Genomic DNA, 17877 nt, shown 5'->3' with positions numbered 1-17877 from the left:
AATCACAGTGTCTCTGAATTTTGACAGTGCCCGTTTAAGCAACCCGTTTCTCACGTCGGAGCATGAGGAGTTCCGTACACACGTGCGGCGCTTCATCGACCGGGAAATCATGCCATTCGCGGCCGGCTGGGATGAGGCTGGCAAACTGCCTGATGACCTGTGGCTCAAAGCCGGTGAGGCGGGTTTGCTCGGGCTGGGATACCCGGAAGCCATGGGAGGGACCAGCGAAGGTATCGACTTCTGGTACAACAATATTCTCTCGGAAGAGCTGGCCCGCACTGGAGTGGGGGGTATTCAGGCAACCCTGATGGTACATGGTATCGGGCTGCCGCCCGTCGCTGCTTTTGCCCGTGATGCAGTCCGGGGTGAGGTCGTGCCCGCGGTATTGAGTGGCCAAAAGCGCATCTCGCTCGGGATCAGTGAGCCAGGTGCTGGCTCGGATGTGGCCAACTTACAAACCACCGCGCGTCGAGAAGGTGACCATTATGTCGTCAATGGATCAAAGACCTTTATTACCGGCGGTATGAATGCCAACTGGCTGTCGGCGGCGGTGCGAACTGGCGGCGAAGGTGCGGGGGGCATTTCCATGCTACTGATCCCGATGGATGCCGAGGGTGTGAGTCGTACCGCATTGGATAAAAAGCAGGGTTGGTGGTGTTCTGATACTGCGACGATCTACTTCGATAATGTCAGAGTGCCCGTCGATTATCTCATCGGAGAGGAAAACAAGGGTTTTCTGGTCATCCTCAATAACTTCAACGGAGAACGGATGGGGATGGCTGTGCAGATGGAAGCCTTCGCGCGGGTCTGCCTGGAGGAGGCTGTCGACTGGGCCCAGCAGCGTCGCACCTTCGGCAAGCGACTGGCGGACCATCAGGTGATCCGCCATAAAATTGCAGAAATGAAGCAGCGTATCAATAACTGCCAGGCGTACATTAATCACTGTACCAGGGAGCTGATAGCGGGCACGCCAAACGCCGGCGACATTGCGCTGCTGAAAGTCCAGTGCAGTCAAACCATGGAGTTCTGCGCCCGTGAAGCCATGCAGATTCTCGGCGGAATCGGATATATGCGAGAAAGTCGCGTCGAGCGCATCTACCGCGAAGTCCGTGTTCAGGCGATCGGGGGTGGCTCTGAAGAAATCATGCGTGATCTGGCGTCCCGCCAGTACGGGGTATAGCGCCAATGGCAATCAAGATTTGGCACTGTCATCGGGCGCGCTCACTCCGCGCGCTCTGGGCAATGGAGGAAATGGGCATCGAATTCGAGGTCGTATCGCTACCATTTCCTCCACGCTATTTTCAGCGCGATTACCTGGAAACGAACGTGCTAGGGACCGTTCCTTACCTGGTCGATGGCGATGTCACGTTGACCGAGTCTTGTGCGATTCCCCTGTATCTTGTCGAGCGCTATGGCAAGCATGAATTCAGTTTGCCCTCCAGTCATCCCGACTATGCAGACTTTCTGAACTGGCAGTTCCACGCAGATGCCACGCTGACCTTTCCGCAGACAGTATATATCCGCTATGTGCTGATGGAGCCAGCGGAGAGTGGTCTGGCGTTAGCCGGTGAAGGCTATCGGGACTGGTTCCTGAAACGCCTGAAGCGACTGAATATGCATTTACTCAAGCGTGACTATCTGGTGGGCGACCGCTTCACCATTGCAGACATCGACATTGCCTATGCGCTGTTGCTGGGAGAAGACCTCGGTTTCAGTAGCGACTATGAGCCCCACGTGAATGACTATTTGCAGCGGATGAAAGCACGGCCCGCATTTCAACGGGTCGTTGATATCGGGGCAGAAGAATATGCTCCAGCGCCCCACTGAATAAACAACAGCCTGAAGGCCAGAAAAAGAAAAAAATAGAGAATTCGAATATGGCGAACCTACCTGAGACATCTGAAATTCTACTCGAGCGCTGCGGCAGTGTACTGACCCTTTGGCTAAACCAGCCCCAGGCCCGCAATGCACTGAGTGAACAAATGACCAGAGAAATCCATGCGACGCTCGACGCAATACGCGATGAACGTTCCATTCGCACGCTCATCATTCGCGGCAAGGGTGGCTATTTCTGCGCCGGAGGTAATCTCAAGGACTTCAATTCTGGCCAAGCGACCACGCTCAGTGACGAAGAAATATTTACGCACATTGCCAGGGGCAATCGTACGTTCGGAGAGCTGCTGATCAAGCTGAACGAACAGCCGCAGACAGTGATTACGCTGGTCGAGGGTGCCGCTATTGGTGGGGGCTTGGGTATCGCTTGCCTGAGTGACGTATCCATTGTCACTCGCGATACCAAATTCCGGTTGAGTGAAACCAGTTTGGGAATTCCCCCCGCGCAGATATCGCCATTTGTGACCGAGCGCATTGGTCTCACCCAGGCGCGGCGCCTGATGTTAACCGGCGCCAAGTTCACTGGTGCCGAGGCAGTTGACCTGGGGCTGGCCCATATCCTCGCGGAGGATTCCGAAGACATGGAAACTATATGTCGAGAGGTGCTCGCACAGATCGCCAGTTGTGCTCCTGGTGCCAATGCGATGACCAAGAAAATTATTTTTGAATCAACACGTCGCCCAAAAAATGCCGCGCTTGATTTTGCTGCAGAAGGATTTGCAGCCTGTTTATTGAGTGAAGAGGGTAAGGAAGGTGTTACCGCGTTTGTCCAAAAACGCGAACCGGCCTGGTCGGTAGAGTGATTTCGGAGTGATAACGATGAGAAAGTTCAGCAGTATTCTGATAGCGAATCGTGGGGAAATTGCCTGCAGGGTGATTCGTAGTGCCAGGTCGCTTGGCTATCGAACCGTGGCCGTTTACTCAGAGGTAGACAAAAACGCCGTGCATGTAAAGCTGGCCGACGAAGCGGTATGTATTGGCGCAGGCCCGGTCAATGAATCCTACCTGATGGGTGACAAGATTCTTCAGGCCGCTGCTCAGACCGGTGCGCAAGCCATACACCCTGGCTACGGTTTCCTGAGTGAAAATGCGGATTTTGCCCGCGCGTGCAGTGACGTTGGTCTGACATTTATTGGCCCAAGCCCCGATGCGATCCGTCTGATGGGTAACAAGGCGGAAGCGAAGCGTCGCATGATTGACGCCGATGTCCCCTGCGTACCTGGCTATGAAGGTGAAGACCAGAGTGATGAAAAGCTGCTGGCCGAAGCACAACGCATTGCATTGCCCTTGATGGTGAAGGCCGCTGCCGGTGGTGGTGGCCGCGGCATGCGCCTGGTACATAATCGCGAGGAGTTGGCGAATACCATCCAACTCGCACGTGCTGAAGCATTGTCGGCGTTTGGTTCGGATGAGCTCATCCTGGAGCAGGCCATTATCGAGCCGCGTCATGTTGAGGTGCAGGTCTTTGCCGATGCACTGGGCAACACCATTCACCTGGGTGAACGCGACTGCTCGGTGCAGCGCCGTCACCAGAAGGTGATAGAGGAAGCACCGTGCCCGGTGATGACTGAAACGCTGCGAGAAAGAATGGGGGCTGCCGCGGTTGCGGCCGCAAAAAGCATCAATTACGAGGGTGCCGGTACCGTCGAGTTTTTGCTCGATGCGCGTGGTGCTTTCTATTTTCTCGAAATGAATACCCGGCTACAGGTCGAACATCCGGTCACCGAGCTGGTGACCGGCCTCGATCTGGTGGCATTGCAGATTCAAGTCGCGCAGGGTGAGCCTTTGGGCTTGTCACAGGACGATATCTGCCTCAGCGGTCACGCTATTGAGGTGCGTCTTTACGCAGAGGATACAGCACAGGGGTTCCTGCCCACCTCAGGCCCGATCAAACTCTGGGTCGCGCCGGAGGGGGAGGGGATACGTGTCGACGCTGGAATCGAGAGCGATCAGGATATTTCCCCCTTTTACGATCCGATGGTCGCCAAGATCATTGCTTATGGGGCCAGCCGGGATATTGCCCGTCAGCGCCTGATCAAGGCCATGCGCGCGACCCGCCTTTTCGGCACCAAGACGAATCGCGATTTCCTCATTGAATGCCTGACGAGAGACACCTTTATCGAGGGATTGGCAACCACGGCATTTATTGAACAGGAATTTTCTGCGGCGCAGCTCGCCGAGGTGACGCCGACTTTCCGGGATAGTGCCATTGCCGCCGTGATCGGCGTAGAGCTGCAGAACCAGCAGGCCTATGACCGCAGTGTGAGCGTTTCCCCCGCTTTGAAGAATTGGTCTGGTGGCACTCCGCTGTGTTCGCGCAAGCGATATCGGCATGGGGACGCGATCGCGGACCTGTTGGTACACCCACTGAGCAAAAGCCGCTACAAGGTTACTGGAGATCTTCAGTCCTGCATTGTCGAGCTACAGAAGCTCACTGACGAGTCAGCCCGTTGCTTGATTGACGATGAACGAGTCGATAGCTTCTATTTTCAGTCGGGCGATACGTTGTATACCTCCATCGATGGGGTATACGGCGCTTACCGCGATGAAATCCCGTATGACGGTGAGCAAGATCAAGGTGTCTCCGGTGGCAATATCGTGGCCCCCATGCATGGCCAGCTACTCGAGATCAGGGTGAGTCAGGGAGACCAGGTTGAGGCCGGACAAACTCTGGCAATTCTCGAGGCCATGAAAATGTTCTATGAGATCACGGCCGAGAGTCGCGGAGTGGTCACGGATGTTATGGCGCGGGCCGGAACCCAGGTCGCAGCCGATGATCTATTGATACAGATTGAAGCAGTGGCGGATTGATACGCGGCTGAGTGCACATAATAAAGATGATAGAGAATTTCTTATGTCGACCATATCAAAGCACCCAGTATGGCAGCATTTTGTCAATATCTATGATTCGGACCCAGACCGCCTGGTAACCATCCAGGATGTGGAGCAGTTGGAAAAAATTCCTCACGAAGAGCGCTTCCCCTGCAATTCTGTGTTCGAGGCATTCGATGTCGTTTGCACTGTGCGAGGTGAGGCTGTCGCTATCACATTCCTGCCCTCTGATGACTTGCTGACCGCATCACCCAGGCAGTGGACTTACAACCAGTACCGCGAGCAAGTTCTGGCTGCGGGCAATATGTTTCATGGGCTGGGCATTAAGCCCCGGGAGTCGGTGGTATTTATGTGCCCCAATATCCCAGAAATGCTGTTTGGGATATGGGGGGTACAGTTGGTGGGCATCGCGACCCCGGTGAATCCCGACTTGAAACCGAAGCAGATTGCAGCGATCAGTGTGGAGGCAGACGCGCGGGCACTGGTGACGTGGATGGACGATAACGACAGCTCCCTTGTCACCCGTGCACTGCAGGTTCAGCAAGAAAACCCGACCCTTGAACATATCGTTGTGGTCGGCAACCGAAGTGCCTTTGAACGTTATTGCGAGACGACTGGAGCACAGGACCTGCTGTTCTGGGATGACCTGATAGCTACCCACAGAGCGGATCAATCAATCAGTTTCGGTCCAGTCGACGGGGATAGTGTCTCTGCATATTTCCATACCGGTGGTACTACCGGAACCCCCAAACTCGCGCAACACCAACATCGTGCCGCGGTGCTCAACGTCTGCATGATGTCCATTACCGGGCCCGTGCCTGAGCCGGGCGAGGACTGGCCTGAATCCGTGATCCTCAGCGCGCTGCCATTGTTTCACTGTAATGCCATGTATGTATCTGTCCTGGCAACGTTGATGGGCGGAGGTCACTTGGTGCTGGCTGGCGAACGGGGCTACCGCAATGAAGCGCTTTTTGCGTATTTCTGGCATCTGATCGAAAAGTACCGGATCTCATTTTTCTCGACAGTGCCGACGGTGTACGCGGCGCTGCTGAGCTTGCTCGACGATCACAAGCATGACACCTCGAGTTTGCTGTATTGCTCGAGTGGTTCTGCGCCCATTTCCAAGAATTTGCTCAACGAATATCGTAACCGTACCGGTAGTGACATTATCGAAGGGTACGGTATGACCGAACTGACGGCGGCCGTCACCAGTCATTATTATCATGGCCCAAGACCCATTGGCACGGTGGGCATGAGGCTGGCCTACCACCAAATCCGCACAGTGATTCTTGACCAAAATGGCAAGATTGTTCGTGACTGCGAACCTGACGAAATAGGTGTGATTCTCCATAAGGGCCCAACGGTGATCACCGCCTACAAGCAGGCCTTTGCGAATGAAGGCACCTGGCCTGAGCCCGGTTGGCTAAATAGCGGTGATATGGGGCGATATGACAAGGATGGTTTTCTCTGGCTTACCGGACGGGCCAAAGATCTCATCATACGCGGTGGCCACAACATTGATCCGATGATCACGGAAGATGCTGTATCCCCCCATCCCGAGGTCGTGACCGCCGCAGCGGTCGGTAAGCCTGACAGTTATGCCGGAGAAGTACCAATCGTCTATGTGGATCTCAAGGATGGGGCAACCGTCACAGCGGACGAATTAATGGCATTCGCCAGGGAGCATTGCGCTGAACGCGCTGCCGCACCCAAGGAAGTCATTATATTGGATCAGGTACCGCTAACAGCGGTCGGTAAGGTCTTCAAGCCGGAACTGCGGAAAGATGCAATCGTCAGAACCTATCAGCAGGTCGCCTGTGAAGCGGCTACCGGGTGTCAATTTTCCGCGGAAGTTGTCGAGGATCGAAGTACAGGAATGAGTGTGAGCCTGAAGCTTATCGACAGTGATGGCCGGCCCATTGGTGCTATCAGGAGCCTGGTCGCCGACGCGCTCAATCAATTTAATTATCCATGGAAACTGTCAAGCTGACGTGATCTCTCCTGTTTTGATGATGATCGTGAAAAGCCGCCTAAGTATTCGGCAAATTTATAAAAATAAAAGGTGCGAAGATGAACGAGACCAATAAAATTCCATTACAGACCAAGCTCGCGTATGGAGTAGGGTCCGTTTCCAGTGGAGTCAAGGATACGTCCTTCAATGTATTCCTGCTGTTCTTCTATACCCAGGTTGTTGGTTTATCCGGTACGCTGGCTGGCGCCGCGATATTTACCGCGCTGATACTCGACGCACTCAGTGATCCTTTAGTGGGATACTGGTCGGATCGCTTTAAGTCCCGCTGGGGCCGGAGACACCCATTTATTTATTTCGCGGCACTGCCAATGGGGGTGTCCTTCTACTTTCTGTTCAACCCGCCGCATGGCAGCGAAGAGAGCATGCTGTTCATTTGGATGTTGACCTGGGCGGTATTGGTGCGTTTCTTTATGACGTTCTTTTCGGTCCCATCCGGGGCCTTAACCGCGGAGATGACGTCGAACTATGATGAACGTACCTCCCTGTCCAGCTTTCGCGTGTTAATGGGATGGTTTGGTGGGTTGACCCTCGCTATCGTCGCCTACTCGGTATTTTTTGCCCCCACGGAGGCTTTTGAAGACGGAAGACTGAATCCTGCGGGCTATGAAAATTTCGCGTTGATGGGGGCGGTGATGATCGTCGCCGCCATACTCATCTGTGCAGTCGGCACACATCACTTGATCCCGAAACTCAAACGCGTTTCAGAACGTTCGCACGAATCCCTTGGGTTGCGACAGGACTTCAGGAATATTCTGGGGAACAAGCCATTTCTGATATTGGTAGCGATGATCTTTGCCGCGGCTGCCGCATTTGGTTTTTCAGAAGTTATCAGCCTGTACATGTTCACCTACTTTTGGGGGCTGACCAGTAGTGAACTCGCACTGTTGGTGATGCCCGCCGCGTTCGGCACCATCCTGGCTTTCGCAATGATTCCCAAAATATCTCGCGCGTACGACAAGCGGCCTGTTGCTATGGCTGCTGTCTGTGTCTTGATGGCACTGTACCCCCTGATGATTGTATTACGGTTGCTGGGCTTGATGCCTGAGAACGGTAGCGTCGCGTTGCTGATCCTGCTGTGTGTCAATTCGGTGATCACGGTTTTTGCCGCGGTCACCATGATGACGCTATTTGTATCGATGATCGCTGACACTGTTGATCTAAACCAACTGCTGACCGGTCGACGACAGGAAGCGATTTATACCTCTGCCTACACGCTCTCCCTAAAAGCCACCTCCGGGCTCGGTGGCCTGACTGCTGGTATTGCCCTCGATATCATTCGTTTCCCAACCGAGGTCGATGTTTCCGAGATTTCTGCGGATGCTGTTTACTCACTAGGAGCGTCTGTGGCAGTCACCTTGATTTGCCTGTGGTGCCTGACCCTGATGATTTTGAAACGCTATCCTTTGACGCGTGCCGAGCATGCAAAAATTCTCGAGCAGCTCGAAGAGGGAAGTGATTTTTCAACGAGTAAGCCCACTCTTCTGGCGGAATAACCATGAAAAAAGACATTTTTAATTTGCAGGGTAAAGTTTGCTTGGTCTCCGGCGCGAGCCGCGGGATCGGGGAAGGCGTCGCCAGGTTGCTGGCGGACTATGGTGCGCACGTCATCGTTTCCAGCCGAAAGCTTGAGGGCTGTCAGCAGGTTGCGGATAGTATCGTTGCGCAAGGGAATAGCGCTGAAGCGTATCCCTGTCATGTTGGTAGCATGGAGGACATCGCGACGATATTCAGGCATATCAAGAGTGCGCACGGCAGGCTTGATATTTTGGTGAATAATGCTGCAGCCAATCCCTACTTTGGTCATATCCTCGATACCGAGCTGGCTGCCTATGACAAAACGGTCGATGTGAATATCCGGGGCTATTTCTTCATGTCGATAGAAGCGGGAAAAATAATGCGCGACCAGGGTGGCGGTGTGATCGTTAACACCGCCTCTGTGAATGGACTGCAACCAGGCCATATGCAGGGGATCTACTCGATTACCAAGGCGGCGGTGATCAATATGACCAGGGCCTTCGCCAAGGAGTGTGGGCCGCTGAATATTCGTTGTAATGCGCTGCTGCCTGGGTTAACGCAGACCAAGTTTGCCGGTGCTTTGTTCGAAGATGAAAACATCTATAAACAGGCTGTCCAGGTTATCCCTATGCAGCGTCACGCAACCGCTGATGAGATGGCGGGTAGTATCCTGTATCTGGTTTCAGACGCTGCGAGTTATACGAACGGTGAGTGCCTGGTTGTTGACGGTGGATTGACGATCTGACGAGCCAGTCTCCTTGTCTCCTCACGCTGACCATTACAAAGCTTGGTGCCATTAGGGGGGAGTCTCTCCCCGGGAACTGATCCTTGGAGTCCTGTTTTCAATGGAGTCGCTTTCGGTACTGGTGCTGCTGTTTAGCGCGAGTGGAGTGCCGCAGAGGTGGCACCTGTATGGGAATTTTTTTGAGGCATCTCTCTCTGCTTTCCCCAGCTTATGAGTGATAGCTGTCATTCGATATTGGTACCAATAGCCTGAAACCTGCGCCAAGACATGACCTGATAGGTCATGTTGATCGTCGCGTTGGTGATGAAAAATAGACCGCTAGGCTATACCAGTTGCTTCATTGGTCAGCCCCATCCATTAAATACGATCTAACGGGAGTGTCGAATGCCCAGGCTCAACCTACAGGCCACGTCTTCTATTGTTACTGGCGGTGCCTCTGGCATCGGTGAGGCCACAGCGCGTCAGTTGGCTGAAGCTGGCTCAAAAGTGGTCATCGCTGATCTCAATGCTGAGCGCGGCGAGCAAGTGGCCTCCGATATTGGTGGTGTGTTTGTAAAATGCGATGTGACAAAGCCAGAAGATGCTGATGCCGTCGTTGCCGCGGCGCTTGCGCTGGGTGTCCTGCGGGTTTGTGTTAATTCGGCGGGAGTCGGGCTGCCGAAACGTACGATTGATCGTGAAAACAACCCCATGCCGCTGGATCAGTTTGAGTTGGTCATAAGAATCAATCTTCTTGGTACCTTCAATATGCTCAGTCGCGCCGCCGCCGCGATGGCGAAGACAGCGCCGACGGACGACGATGGAAGTCGCGGCGTCATCGTCAATCTGGCTTCTTGTGCAGCCTTTGATGGTCAGATTGGGCAGGCCTCCTATTCTGCCTCGAAGGCGGGTGTAGCGGGCATGACATTGCCTGTGGCACGAGATTTGAGTGCGGTCGGTATTCGAGTGAACACGGTAGCCCCGGGGCTAATCGACACGCCGATTTATGGCTCGGGTGAACAGGCAGAGGCCTGGAAAGCGCAATTAGGTCAGTCGGTCCTGTTTCCGAAGCGACTTGGGACTGGTGAGGAGCTGGCGTTTGCTGTGATGGAGTGCGTCACCAACCCGTACCTCAATGCGGAAGTCATTCGTCTTGATGGCGGCGCCCGTCTGCCCCCGAAATAGTATGCCGCGATGCATTTGAACGATTTTCTGGTACGCGGTGAGGGAAAGCCTCTCGTTTTATTGCATAGCTCGTTATCGTCAAAAGCCCAGTGGTCAAAGCTCATTCGGCGGCTTGGCAGTGACTATCGATGTCTTGCGATTGATCTGATGGGGTATGGCAGTGCAGCGTATCCTGCTGACCCGGAAAACTTTGCCTTTCATCAGGAGGCCGAACGGGTGGAAAAGTTGGCGCGGGAGGTATTTTGTGATGCGCCCTTCCATCTTATTGGTCATTCGGTGGGTGGGGTGGTGGCTCTCGATCTCGCGCATCGTTATCCGCAGCGCGTATTGTCCCTTTCCTGCTATGAACCCGTTGCCTTTTACCTGTTGGATGACGGAAGTCCTGAGTCGCAATCGATAGCTTCAATGGCAGCCCGAATTCAGGAGGGAGTCAGTGGCGGGGGGACGCCCGAACAAGCCGTCAAAGCCTTTATGGAGGTGTGGTCTGGCCAGGGTGACTATGCGCGTCTGCCCCGCCGGATGCAGGGCTTATTGGCCCAACGCGCGCGTAAACTGGCCCTGGATTTTGACGCGAGTCACCGATCCGCTATTACTCAGGCAGACTTGATGACGTTGCGGATGCCGAAAATGCTCATTCGGGGGCGCCATAGTCCTGCTGCGTCGAAAGCGGTGATCGACGTACTGGCTGATCTGTGGCCAGATGTGCAGGTACAGGAGGTCGCTGCGGGACATATGGGGCCAGTCAGCCATGCCGATGAAGTCAATCGTCTACTGGATGACTTTTTGAGCCGGGTTTCTTCCCCTATATAGCCCGGCAGAATCGTCTCCTCCTCGTCCTCTTTCCCGTTCATGGGAAGCGCACGAAGAGTGATGGACGAGCAATTTGCGGATTTCCCCTAATCTGAGCGAATTAAATCTGGCCATTACGACATTCCGGGATTGCCGTCGTGTTGAAATCAACTAAACTCTCGAGCATTACCGAGTGCCTGCAACGCAGGGATCGGTGAGGCACGATACGCAGTATTTCGATACTGATCGGTGTCTTCCCGCTGTCGACTCTATTGAGCGGGTGATTGATACCTGATATTGCTGCTCGAATGAATGCTCGTCAGCGAGCACTAACTTCGGCGTGCGCTCGTCAATTATTTTGCTACGGAGTCATCCATGCTTTTCCGAAATAACAGCAAGAAATCTTTTGGTGTGGCCCTCGTGATGGCTGGGATGGGCATGTTGGCCATCGGCGGCTGCGGACAAGAATCTGCCAGTGCAGAGCCAGTGGATACTTTTCTGCAGCAGATCGCTGCGTATTGTGGCAAGGCGTTTGCCGGCCGTATTGTTGCCAATGAGCCGAAATCGGAGCAACCGGATCCGTTTGAAGGCAAGCCCTTGATCATGCATGTGCGCGGTTGTGAGGCGCCGGCGCGTGAGCTGAAAATACCGTTTCATGTCGGGGATGACCATTCTCGCACCTGGGTGCTTACCCGTACCGACGAAGGGCTGCGCTTAAAGCATGACCATCGTCATAAAGATGGCAGCCCTGATGCGGTGACCATGTATGGTGGCGATACCGCTGCAAAGGGGACCAGCAGCCGACAGGAGTTTCCGGTCGACGCGGAGTCGATAGCGATGTTCCAGAAAGAAGGGCTGGCGGCGTCAGTGGAGAATACCTGGGCAATGGAAATACACCCACAAAAGATGTTTGCCTACGAACTTACGCGTCCCGGTGGCCGCAAATTCCGGGTGGAGTTTGACCTGCAGAAACCAGTCGAGCTTCCGCCGGTACCCTGGGGGCACTGATCTCTCTGGCCCCTACACCTGGGAAAATTGTCGGATCAGGTTGTGATAGACGTTGTGCAGTCGGTCCAGTTCGGCGCGGTCGGCCTGTTGCTTGCTGATCAAGTGCTGGATGGTGGTGTCCAATTGATGCAACGTCTGGCGCAGGCTGGTATCCGCAATCATACTTTGCATCCAGGTGATTGCCGCAATTCGCTCGCCTTCGGTAACCGCTGTCACTTTATGTAGGCTACTGGATGGATAGACCACAGCCTGCCCGGCAGCCAGCTTCACCGATTGCTCACCAAACTCGGTTGCAATGACGAGTTCGCCGCCCTGATATTCTTCCGGTTCATTCAGGAACACCGTCATCGAAACGTCACTGCGCAGTACATCCTGGCTGTCGGGTAACCGCATAATGGCCGAGTCCACGTGATAGCCGTATTCTTCTTGCTTGCCGTAGCGATTGAAGCAGGGAGGGAATATCCGCTGCGGTAACGCAGCGGATAGGATGCCCGGTGTTTCACCGATGCGGCGCAGCAAGCGATTGGCCAGAGTCCGAATCGCCGGGTGATTGGCGTCAGCCTGGTGGTTGTTTTTTACAGTGGCTGCCATGCCCATTGCCGTATCGCGCCCATCATTCCAGGGCGATTCGGTCAGGATACTGCGGAACTCTATTACTTCTGCCGGCGACAGAACCTGTTCGATAACCACCATGCTGCTTTTTCCTGTTTAGAACTCGTAGTTGGCTGTCAGGCGAATATTGCGCGCATCACCGAGGTACATGAATGAGCCGGAGCGATAGGCGGCCGTCCAGTATTCCTCATCAGCGACGTTACCGATATTCAGCAGGAAGTTGAGTTTCTCGGCGGCGTTGTAGCTGGCGAACAAGTTAAACACCTGGTAATCCGGCACCTCGATGTAGTAGCGATTATTGTCAGCATCGTAGCTTGCTGCACTATCCGGCTGCCCGCCGTACATCTCGTCCTGATAGGTATAGTTGCCACCAATGGCCAGTTTGTCTTTGAACTGGTAGCGTAGCTGCAGGAAAACGCTGGTCTCCGCAAAGTTACTCAGAGCGAGCCCAATGTAATCCGGGTTAAACGAGTCCAGTACTTCAGACTCCATCGTTGCCGCTGAGAACTGCACGCTTAAGTTGTCGGTAATATCGCCGATCAGGCCCACCTCGATTCCCTGAATGCGATTCTCGCCGGTGTTCAGGCTGCCGAGCGTCGAGTAGCTGTCGCCGACGCTTTCCATCACGTCACCCTTGGTCATCTGGAATAGCGCTGCGGAAAACATCAGGGAGTCGTCCATCAGCATCAATTTGGTACCCAGCTCGATGTTTTCGACCGTTTCCGGATCGGCAACTGCCGCCTGGTCTGGATCGCCGCACAAACCGCCGTAACCGCAGTTTGCCCCCAGGTCAGATTCCCCTCCATTGATATTGGTTGCGGTACTGTAAGTCAGGTAAATATTATGATCTTCGCTCAGGTCGTGGACGATACCAATATGCCCGTTGTACATATCATCGGAAAACGCGTAGAGAAACTCGCCGGAACGGCCGATGGTATCGTTGCTGTAGTCGAAACTGTCCTGACGCAGCCCGAAGAAAACACTGGTGCGCTCGGTGAGTGCAACGGTGTCCATGGCATACAGTGACAATGTTTCGATGTCGTACAGCGCATCGGCGCTGCCTCGAGAATAGGCACGGTCCATGAGGCCGGGTATACCAGTTAGCGTCTCTCCGTTGGCGCCGAGGATGCAGTAGCCCTCGGAGACACCGCGCCGTCCCGCGACGAGACAGTTGCCGGCATTACCATACATGATGTCGTAAACACCATTGTCGACGGACTCGTCGCTGTACTCCAGGCCGAACACCAGCTGATGGTCGACTCCGGCGGTATTCAGATCCCAGAACAGATTGGACTGTGAGGAGAAATGCTCGACTTCCTGCCAGCCCTGGTGCGTGCTGAGCGACAATGTGAAGACTTCAGCGGCGAGCGGGTCGGTACTGTCGCGATAGGTACCGCGCACGCCGGTGGTGATATAGCCATTCTCGGTCTGGCCGTAACGGGTTGCGTTGCTGAAACGCATATGGTCATTGAATGCGTACTCGGTACGCAGCGTCAGGGTGCTGACCTCTGAATCCATAAAATCGGAATCCTGCGCATAGGCCGGAATATTTGCAATGGGCGCACGTGTTTCCTGGTTGAAGTAGCTTCCCAGGTCGGGCACATCGCCGGCCTTCAGATAGTAAGCGTCGGCAATGAAAGACAGTTTGTCAGTCGCCGCTAAAATACCGGAAACCTGGGCTCCGCTGCGCTCCCGGCTAAGGCCGTCACGATCAGGCACCGTCTCATCTGCGCTCAATGCGTTGATTCGGATACCAGCGCGCTCGTTGATCGCGAAATTACTGTCCACGGTCACACGGGAATAGTCGTCGGTACCCAGTCCGACATCGATCCGGCTGAAGTCGTACGCCGTTGAAGCCTGCTTGGTGATACTGTTGACGGCGCCTCCGGAGGAGCCGCGGCCGGCAAAGGTGGAGCTCGGGCCCTTGGTGATTTCCACACGCTCGGTGGCGAAACTTTCGCGGGTCGTCATACCCGGATCGCGCAGGCCATCAACAAACACGTCACTGCGCGCCTCGTGCCCGCGAATAATATAGCGGTCGCCAAAGGCGTTCCCGTTTTCTCCGGTGCCCAGGGTAACCCCCGCCTGTGCGGAGAGGATTTCCTTGAGGTCGGAGCTGCCGGACTCCTGAATCTGATCCTGAGTCAGAACCGTGATGGTTTGTGGCGTATCAACCAGATCAGCAACGCGCCGTGCGTCCCCGGATTTATCGAACCGATAAATGGAATGCCGAATACCATGGACCTGAATTCGTTCCAGTGTTTCATCTGACCGGGTGCGATCGCATTGGTTGTCACCCGCCTCGCATTGCGAAACCCCTGTCTCAGCGGCATGCAGTCCCCCGCTGCCAAATGCCAGCGCGGCGACCAGTGCTTGTGCGCCGAACGCGACGTAGTCCCTGTCCTGATTCTTTCTACTCATGAAAATAATTCCCTGTTGGTGGATTTTGGGCAGCAGTGCGAATGATAATAGTTTGCACTTATATTGTAAACGAGAATTATTCGCATTAGGGGCGTAGTGGTCTGGTAACGTTGAGGTGGCAATCGGAGGTGATCGGGAGTGCCGCTGTGTCGAATTGGTACGGGAGACCTGGAAAAGACTCGAAGAGGCGCCTGCAATAGTGGGCTCACTGAGGTTGGGTGGCAGGTTTTTCACCGCACTTGGTTCACCGATGCCAGTGGGCGGCGAGAACATCGGTTACTGCGGTTGTCCCCGCAATGCTCAACTGCAAGTGGGTTCTATAACGCAACCTACTGAGTGGTTCTGTGAGGACAGGATGTCTCGACTTGTTGTTCCACTCCTCGCCAGCGACCTCGTGCTGACTGTTCCCGTGATGCCACTAGCGGGGCTGATACATCCCGGCTAGTCAGAAATGGAAACGCACCGAGGCGCGTACCGAGCGCGGTTCGAATATGTGATAGTGGATATCCTCTACGCCACTGGCCGCCTCTCCAGGCATACGCGAGGCATAGAAATAGTCGATATCGTGATCGTCTGAATCCAGCAGATTGAGCAGGTCCAGCTGCAGGCGCCAGCGTTGTAATTCCCGGCCGACACGAAGATTGACCATGGCAGAGCCGTCTGACTTCACACTGCCATCTTCAATCAGGGGGTAGGGACCAAAGTGGCGCAGGTTTAGTGCTGCGAACCAACCGTCGTTACCGCGGTAGTTGACTGCCGCACTGGCCACCTGTGGTATCGCACCGGGAATGTCATTGCCAGCGAAATCTCGGTCAGAAAAGCCTGCCTTGGTGTATGCCAGTTCCACCTCGGCGTTCAGCTGTTCACTGGCGAACCAGTAGATGCCAAGTTCAGCGCCACTTCGCTCGCTGGGTCGGCTCGCTTCGGTGGTGCCGGCATCCCCAACAAACAATAATTCCGACTCGAGGTCGAGTTGCCAAAAGGCCAGGGTACTGTGCAGTTTGTCGGTCAGGTAAAGCCGCACGCCCAGTTCGCCGCCTTTTGAGTCCACCAGGGGATCAACCGGCTCAACCAGGTCGCCGCTGTTCGGATCCACCATGATGGTGGTGCCGCGGGCATCATTGGAATGCAATCCCTGTCCATAGCTTGCATAGAACTCCGTGAACGCCAGCGGTCGCCAGGCGAGGCTTGCCTTGAGCGAGCTCGCCGCGTCGGAACGCTTGCCACTGTTTTGCGGCAGCGACGCCGCCACGTCAAATTCGAAATGATCGTAGCGTAGTCCGAGATAGCTGCGCAGAGATTCTGTAAGCTGCAACTGCCAGTCAGCGTAAATTGCGAGACTGTCCTCTTGTACAGAATCCTCGCGCACCGTCGATAGTCGCGTGCGTTTGTGGGTTCGATACAGGCCTACCTGGTCGATATTGTCGAAGCGCCCCTGGATACCCAGTCGCCAGTCGCCGACTTCTCCTTGCCAACGCTGTGCCACATCAAAGCCATAAATATCGCGATCGTCGAACTGTTCGAACTGGTCCCCGTCGTCGGGATTGTCGAGGCGGTAAGTGAAGTTGGACCAGAGTTCCAATCGGTAATTCATCGCGTAAGCGCTGGACCGAAACTCGCCACCAAGCAGCGGGGCTACCCAACTGGCGGAGAGGCTACGCCGCTGCGTTTCACCACCCGGCGTTGAGTCAATAGAGCCATAGCGGCCGATTACTCCGCCCGATACCGCACGAGCGGGAATCTGATCCGGTGAATTCCATTGATTGTCATAGCGCATTGCGGTGAGACGGCCGTTACCCGCTCCCGCCTTCCCGCTCAGGCGCGCGAACAGATTCAGCTTGTTTACGTCCTCATCAATGTCACTCCATGGCCCGGCGTAGGTCTGCCATTCCGCCGCATAAAAAAACGTTTTGTTTGTATTCTCAGTGTCGAATTCGCGGGAATCCGCGATCACTCCGCGGCGCCAGCCATACTCGCCCACGCTCAGCTCTGCGATCCCCCGGGGCAGTGAATCCGCCAGTGTGAATGCCGCGGTGCCTGCTGACGAGAAGTCACCCACATCTGCATAGTAGGGACCCTTGCGATAGCGCAAGCGGCCCACAGTTTCGGGAATGACAAAGTTGAGATCGGAATATCCCTGTCCGTGCCCATGCGTCCGCATGTTCACCGGCATGCTATCGACAAAGGTGGCGAAGTCAGTACCGTGATCCAGATTAAAGCCACGCAGAAAGTACTGGTTGGCTTTGCCGCTGCCGGAATGTTGGGTTGCCACCATCCCGGGCACCATTTCCATCAGGTCACCGGTGCGTAGCAGCGGACCGGCACCGATTTCATCAGGACCGATTTCACCTTCGGACGCTGAGATTGCGGTGCCGGTCAAATCGAGGCGGCGGCCGATGACGGAAATTTCTTCGATTGAAGTTGAATGGGGAGTGACGTCGGCAGAAAGCGCTGCTGCCAGTCCCAGAGGCGTAAGCAAGGCCATATTATTATCTCGCGTGTTTGTGCGCGAACGCATTATTCGTGTGGTATGCGATCTCCGTTCTGCGATGTCTTTATGGAATGTTCAGAAGCTCCGGGTCTACGGCAAGGCGGCGATCGACTCGCAAAAAAGATAGACGAGGTATCTCAAAGCATGATGACGATGTAGTGAAAAATGGCGTTTATACGCTGTTGCAGCCGTCAAATGCCTTCGTCTGCTGACAGGTGAAAATTTTCTAGTATTGAAAATATGGGTGCGTATCCCGATAGCCTGCAGCCGGGCAGAGGTGCCTGATCCAGCGCCGAATTTATATCATTCGAGTTTATGCCTCGGTACTCAATAAGCGCCATCCCGACATTCTTATCAAGCCTACGAATACGTTTT

General features: G+C 54.8%; 13 protein-coding genes. 10 read left to right on the top strand and 3 right to left on the bottom strand.

Annotated elements, in window-relative coordinates:
* Positions 1-7 precede the first annotated feature (7 nt).
* The 10 genes from ACXAD0_RS00440 to ACXAD0_RS00395 all read left to right on the top strand — a co-directional run bounded on the left by ACXAD0_RS00440 (position 8) and on the right by ACXAD0_RS00395 (position 11978).
* Positions 8-1180 carry an acyl-CoA dehydrogenase family protein gene (locus tag ACXAD0_RS00440; RefSeq protein ID WP_475086369.1) on the top strand — a complete coding sequence of 391 codons (1173 nt, stop codon included), beginning with the start codon at positions 8-10 and terminating at the stop codon, positions 1178-1180.
* 5 nt (positions 1181-1185) lie between these two features.
* Positions 1186-1827 carry a glutathione S-transferase family protein gene (locus ACXAD0_RS00435; RefSeq protein ID WP_475086368.1) on the top strand — a complete coding sequence of 214 codons (642 nt, stop codon included), beginning with the start codon at positions 1186-1188 and terminating at the stop codon, positions 1825-1827.
* A 50-nt stretch (positions 1828-1877) separates the two neighbouring features.
* Positions 1878-2696, top strand: coding sequence for an enoyl-CoA hydratase/isomerase family protein (locus ACXAD0_RS00430; protein ID WP_475086367.1), 819 nt, complete (start codon positions 1878-1880; stop codon positions 2694-2696).
* Positions 2697-2712: 16 nt separating this feature from the next.
* The gene (locus ACXAD0_RS00425; RefSeq protein ID WP_475086366.1) at positions 2713-4704 is read left to right on the top strand and encodes an acetyl/propionyl/methylcrotonyl-CoA carboxylase subunit alpha; all 1992 of its coding nucleotides are present in this window, start codon (positions 2713-2715) and stop codon (positions 4702-4704) included.
* A gap of 43 nt (positions 4705-4747) precedes the next feature.
* Positions 4748-6715: an acyl-CoA synthetase gene (locus ACXAD0_RS00420; protein WP_475086365.1), complete on the top strand. Its 1968-nt coding sequence runs from the start codon at positions 4748-4750 to the stop codon at positions 6713-6715.
* Positions 6716-6795: 80 nt separating this feature from the next.
* Positions 6796-8250, top strand: a complete 1455-nt coding sequence (locus ACXAD0_RS00415; protein ID WP_475086364.1) for an MFS transporter — start codon at positions 6796-6798, stop codon at positions 8248-8250.
* Positions 8251-8252: 2 nt separating this feature from the next.
* Positions 8253-9017 (top strand): SDR family oxidoreductase, encoded by a 765-nt coding sequence (locus ACXAD0_RS00410; RefSeq protein WP_475086363.1) that lies wholly within the window; start codon positions 8253-8255, stop codon positions 9015-9017.
* Positions 9018-9401: 384 nt separating this feature from the next.
* Positions 9402-10181 (top strand): SDR family NAD(P)-dependent oxidoreductase, encoded by a 780-nt coding sequence (locus tag ACXAD0_RS00405; RefSeq protein WP_475086362.1) that lies wholly within the window; start codon positions 9402-9404, stop codon positions 10179-10181.
* A gap of 9 nt (positions 10182-10190) precedes the next feature.
* Positions 10191-10991 carry an alpha/beta fold hydrolase gene (locus ACXAD0_RS00400; protein ID WP_475086361.1) on the top strand — a complete coding sequence of 267 codons (801 nt, stop codon included), beginning with the start codon at positions 10191-10193 and terminating at the stop codon, positions 10989-10991.
* A 354-nt stretch (positions 10992-11345) separates the two neighbouring features.
* A complete protein-coding gene (locus tag ACXAD0_RS00395) occupies positions 11346-11978 on the top strand; it encodes a hypothetical protein (protein WP_475086360.1) in 633 nt (210 codons plus the stop codon).
* Between the two features lie 12 nt (positions 11979-11990).
* On the opposite strand, the gene ACXAD0_RS00390 is transcribed toward ACXAD0_RS00395, so the two are convergent.
* From ACXAD0_RS00390 to ACXAD0_RS00380, 3 genes are all read right to left on the bottom strand, one after another.
* Complete coding sequence (locus ACXAD0_RS00390) at positions 11991-12671, bottom strand: Fe2+-dependent dioxygenase (protein ID WP_475086359.1); 681 nt, start codon at positions 12669-12671, stop codon at positions 11991-11993.
* Between the two features lie 15 nt (positions 12672-12686).
* Positions 12687-15011: a TonB-dependent receptor gene (locus ACXAD0_RS00385; protein WP_475086358.1), complete on the bottom strand. Its 2325-nt coding sequence runs from the start codon at positions 15009-15011 to the stop codon at positions 12687-12689.
* A 445-nt stretch (positions 15012-15456) separates the two neighbouring features.
* The gene (locus ACXAD0_RS00380; protein WP_475086357.1) at positions 15457-17496 is read right to left on the bottom strand and encodes a TonB-dependent receptor; all 2040 of its coding nucleotides are present in this window, start codon (positions 17494-17496) and stop codon (positions 15457-15459) included.
* Between the last annotated feature and the right edge of the window lie 381 nt (positions 17497-17877).

The organism is Microbulbifer sp. ABF4_148, from assembly GCF_056158985.1.
Note: the sequence above shows the minus strand (reverse complement) of the source record. Positions and strands in the feature narration are given on the sequence as shown.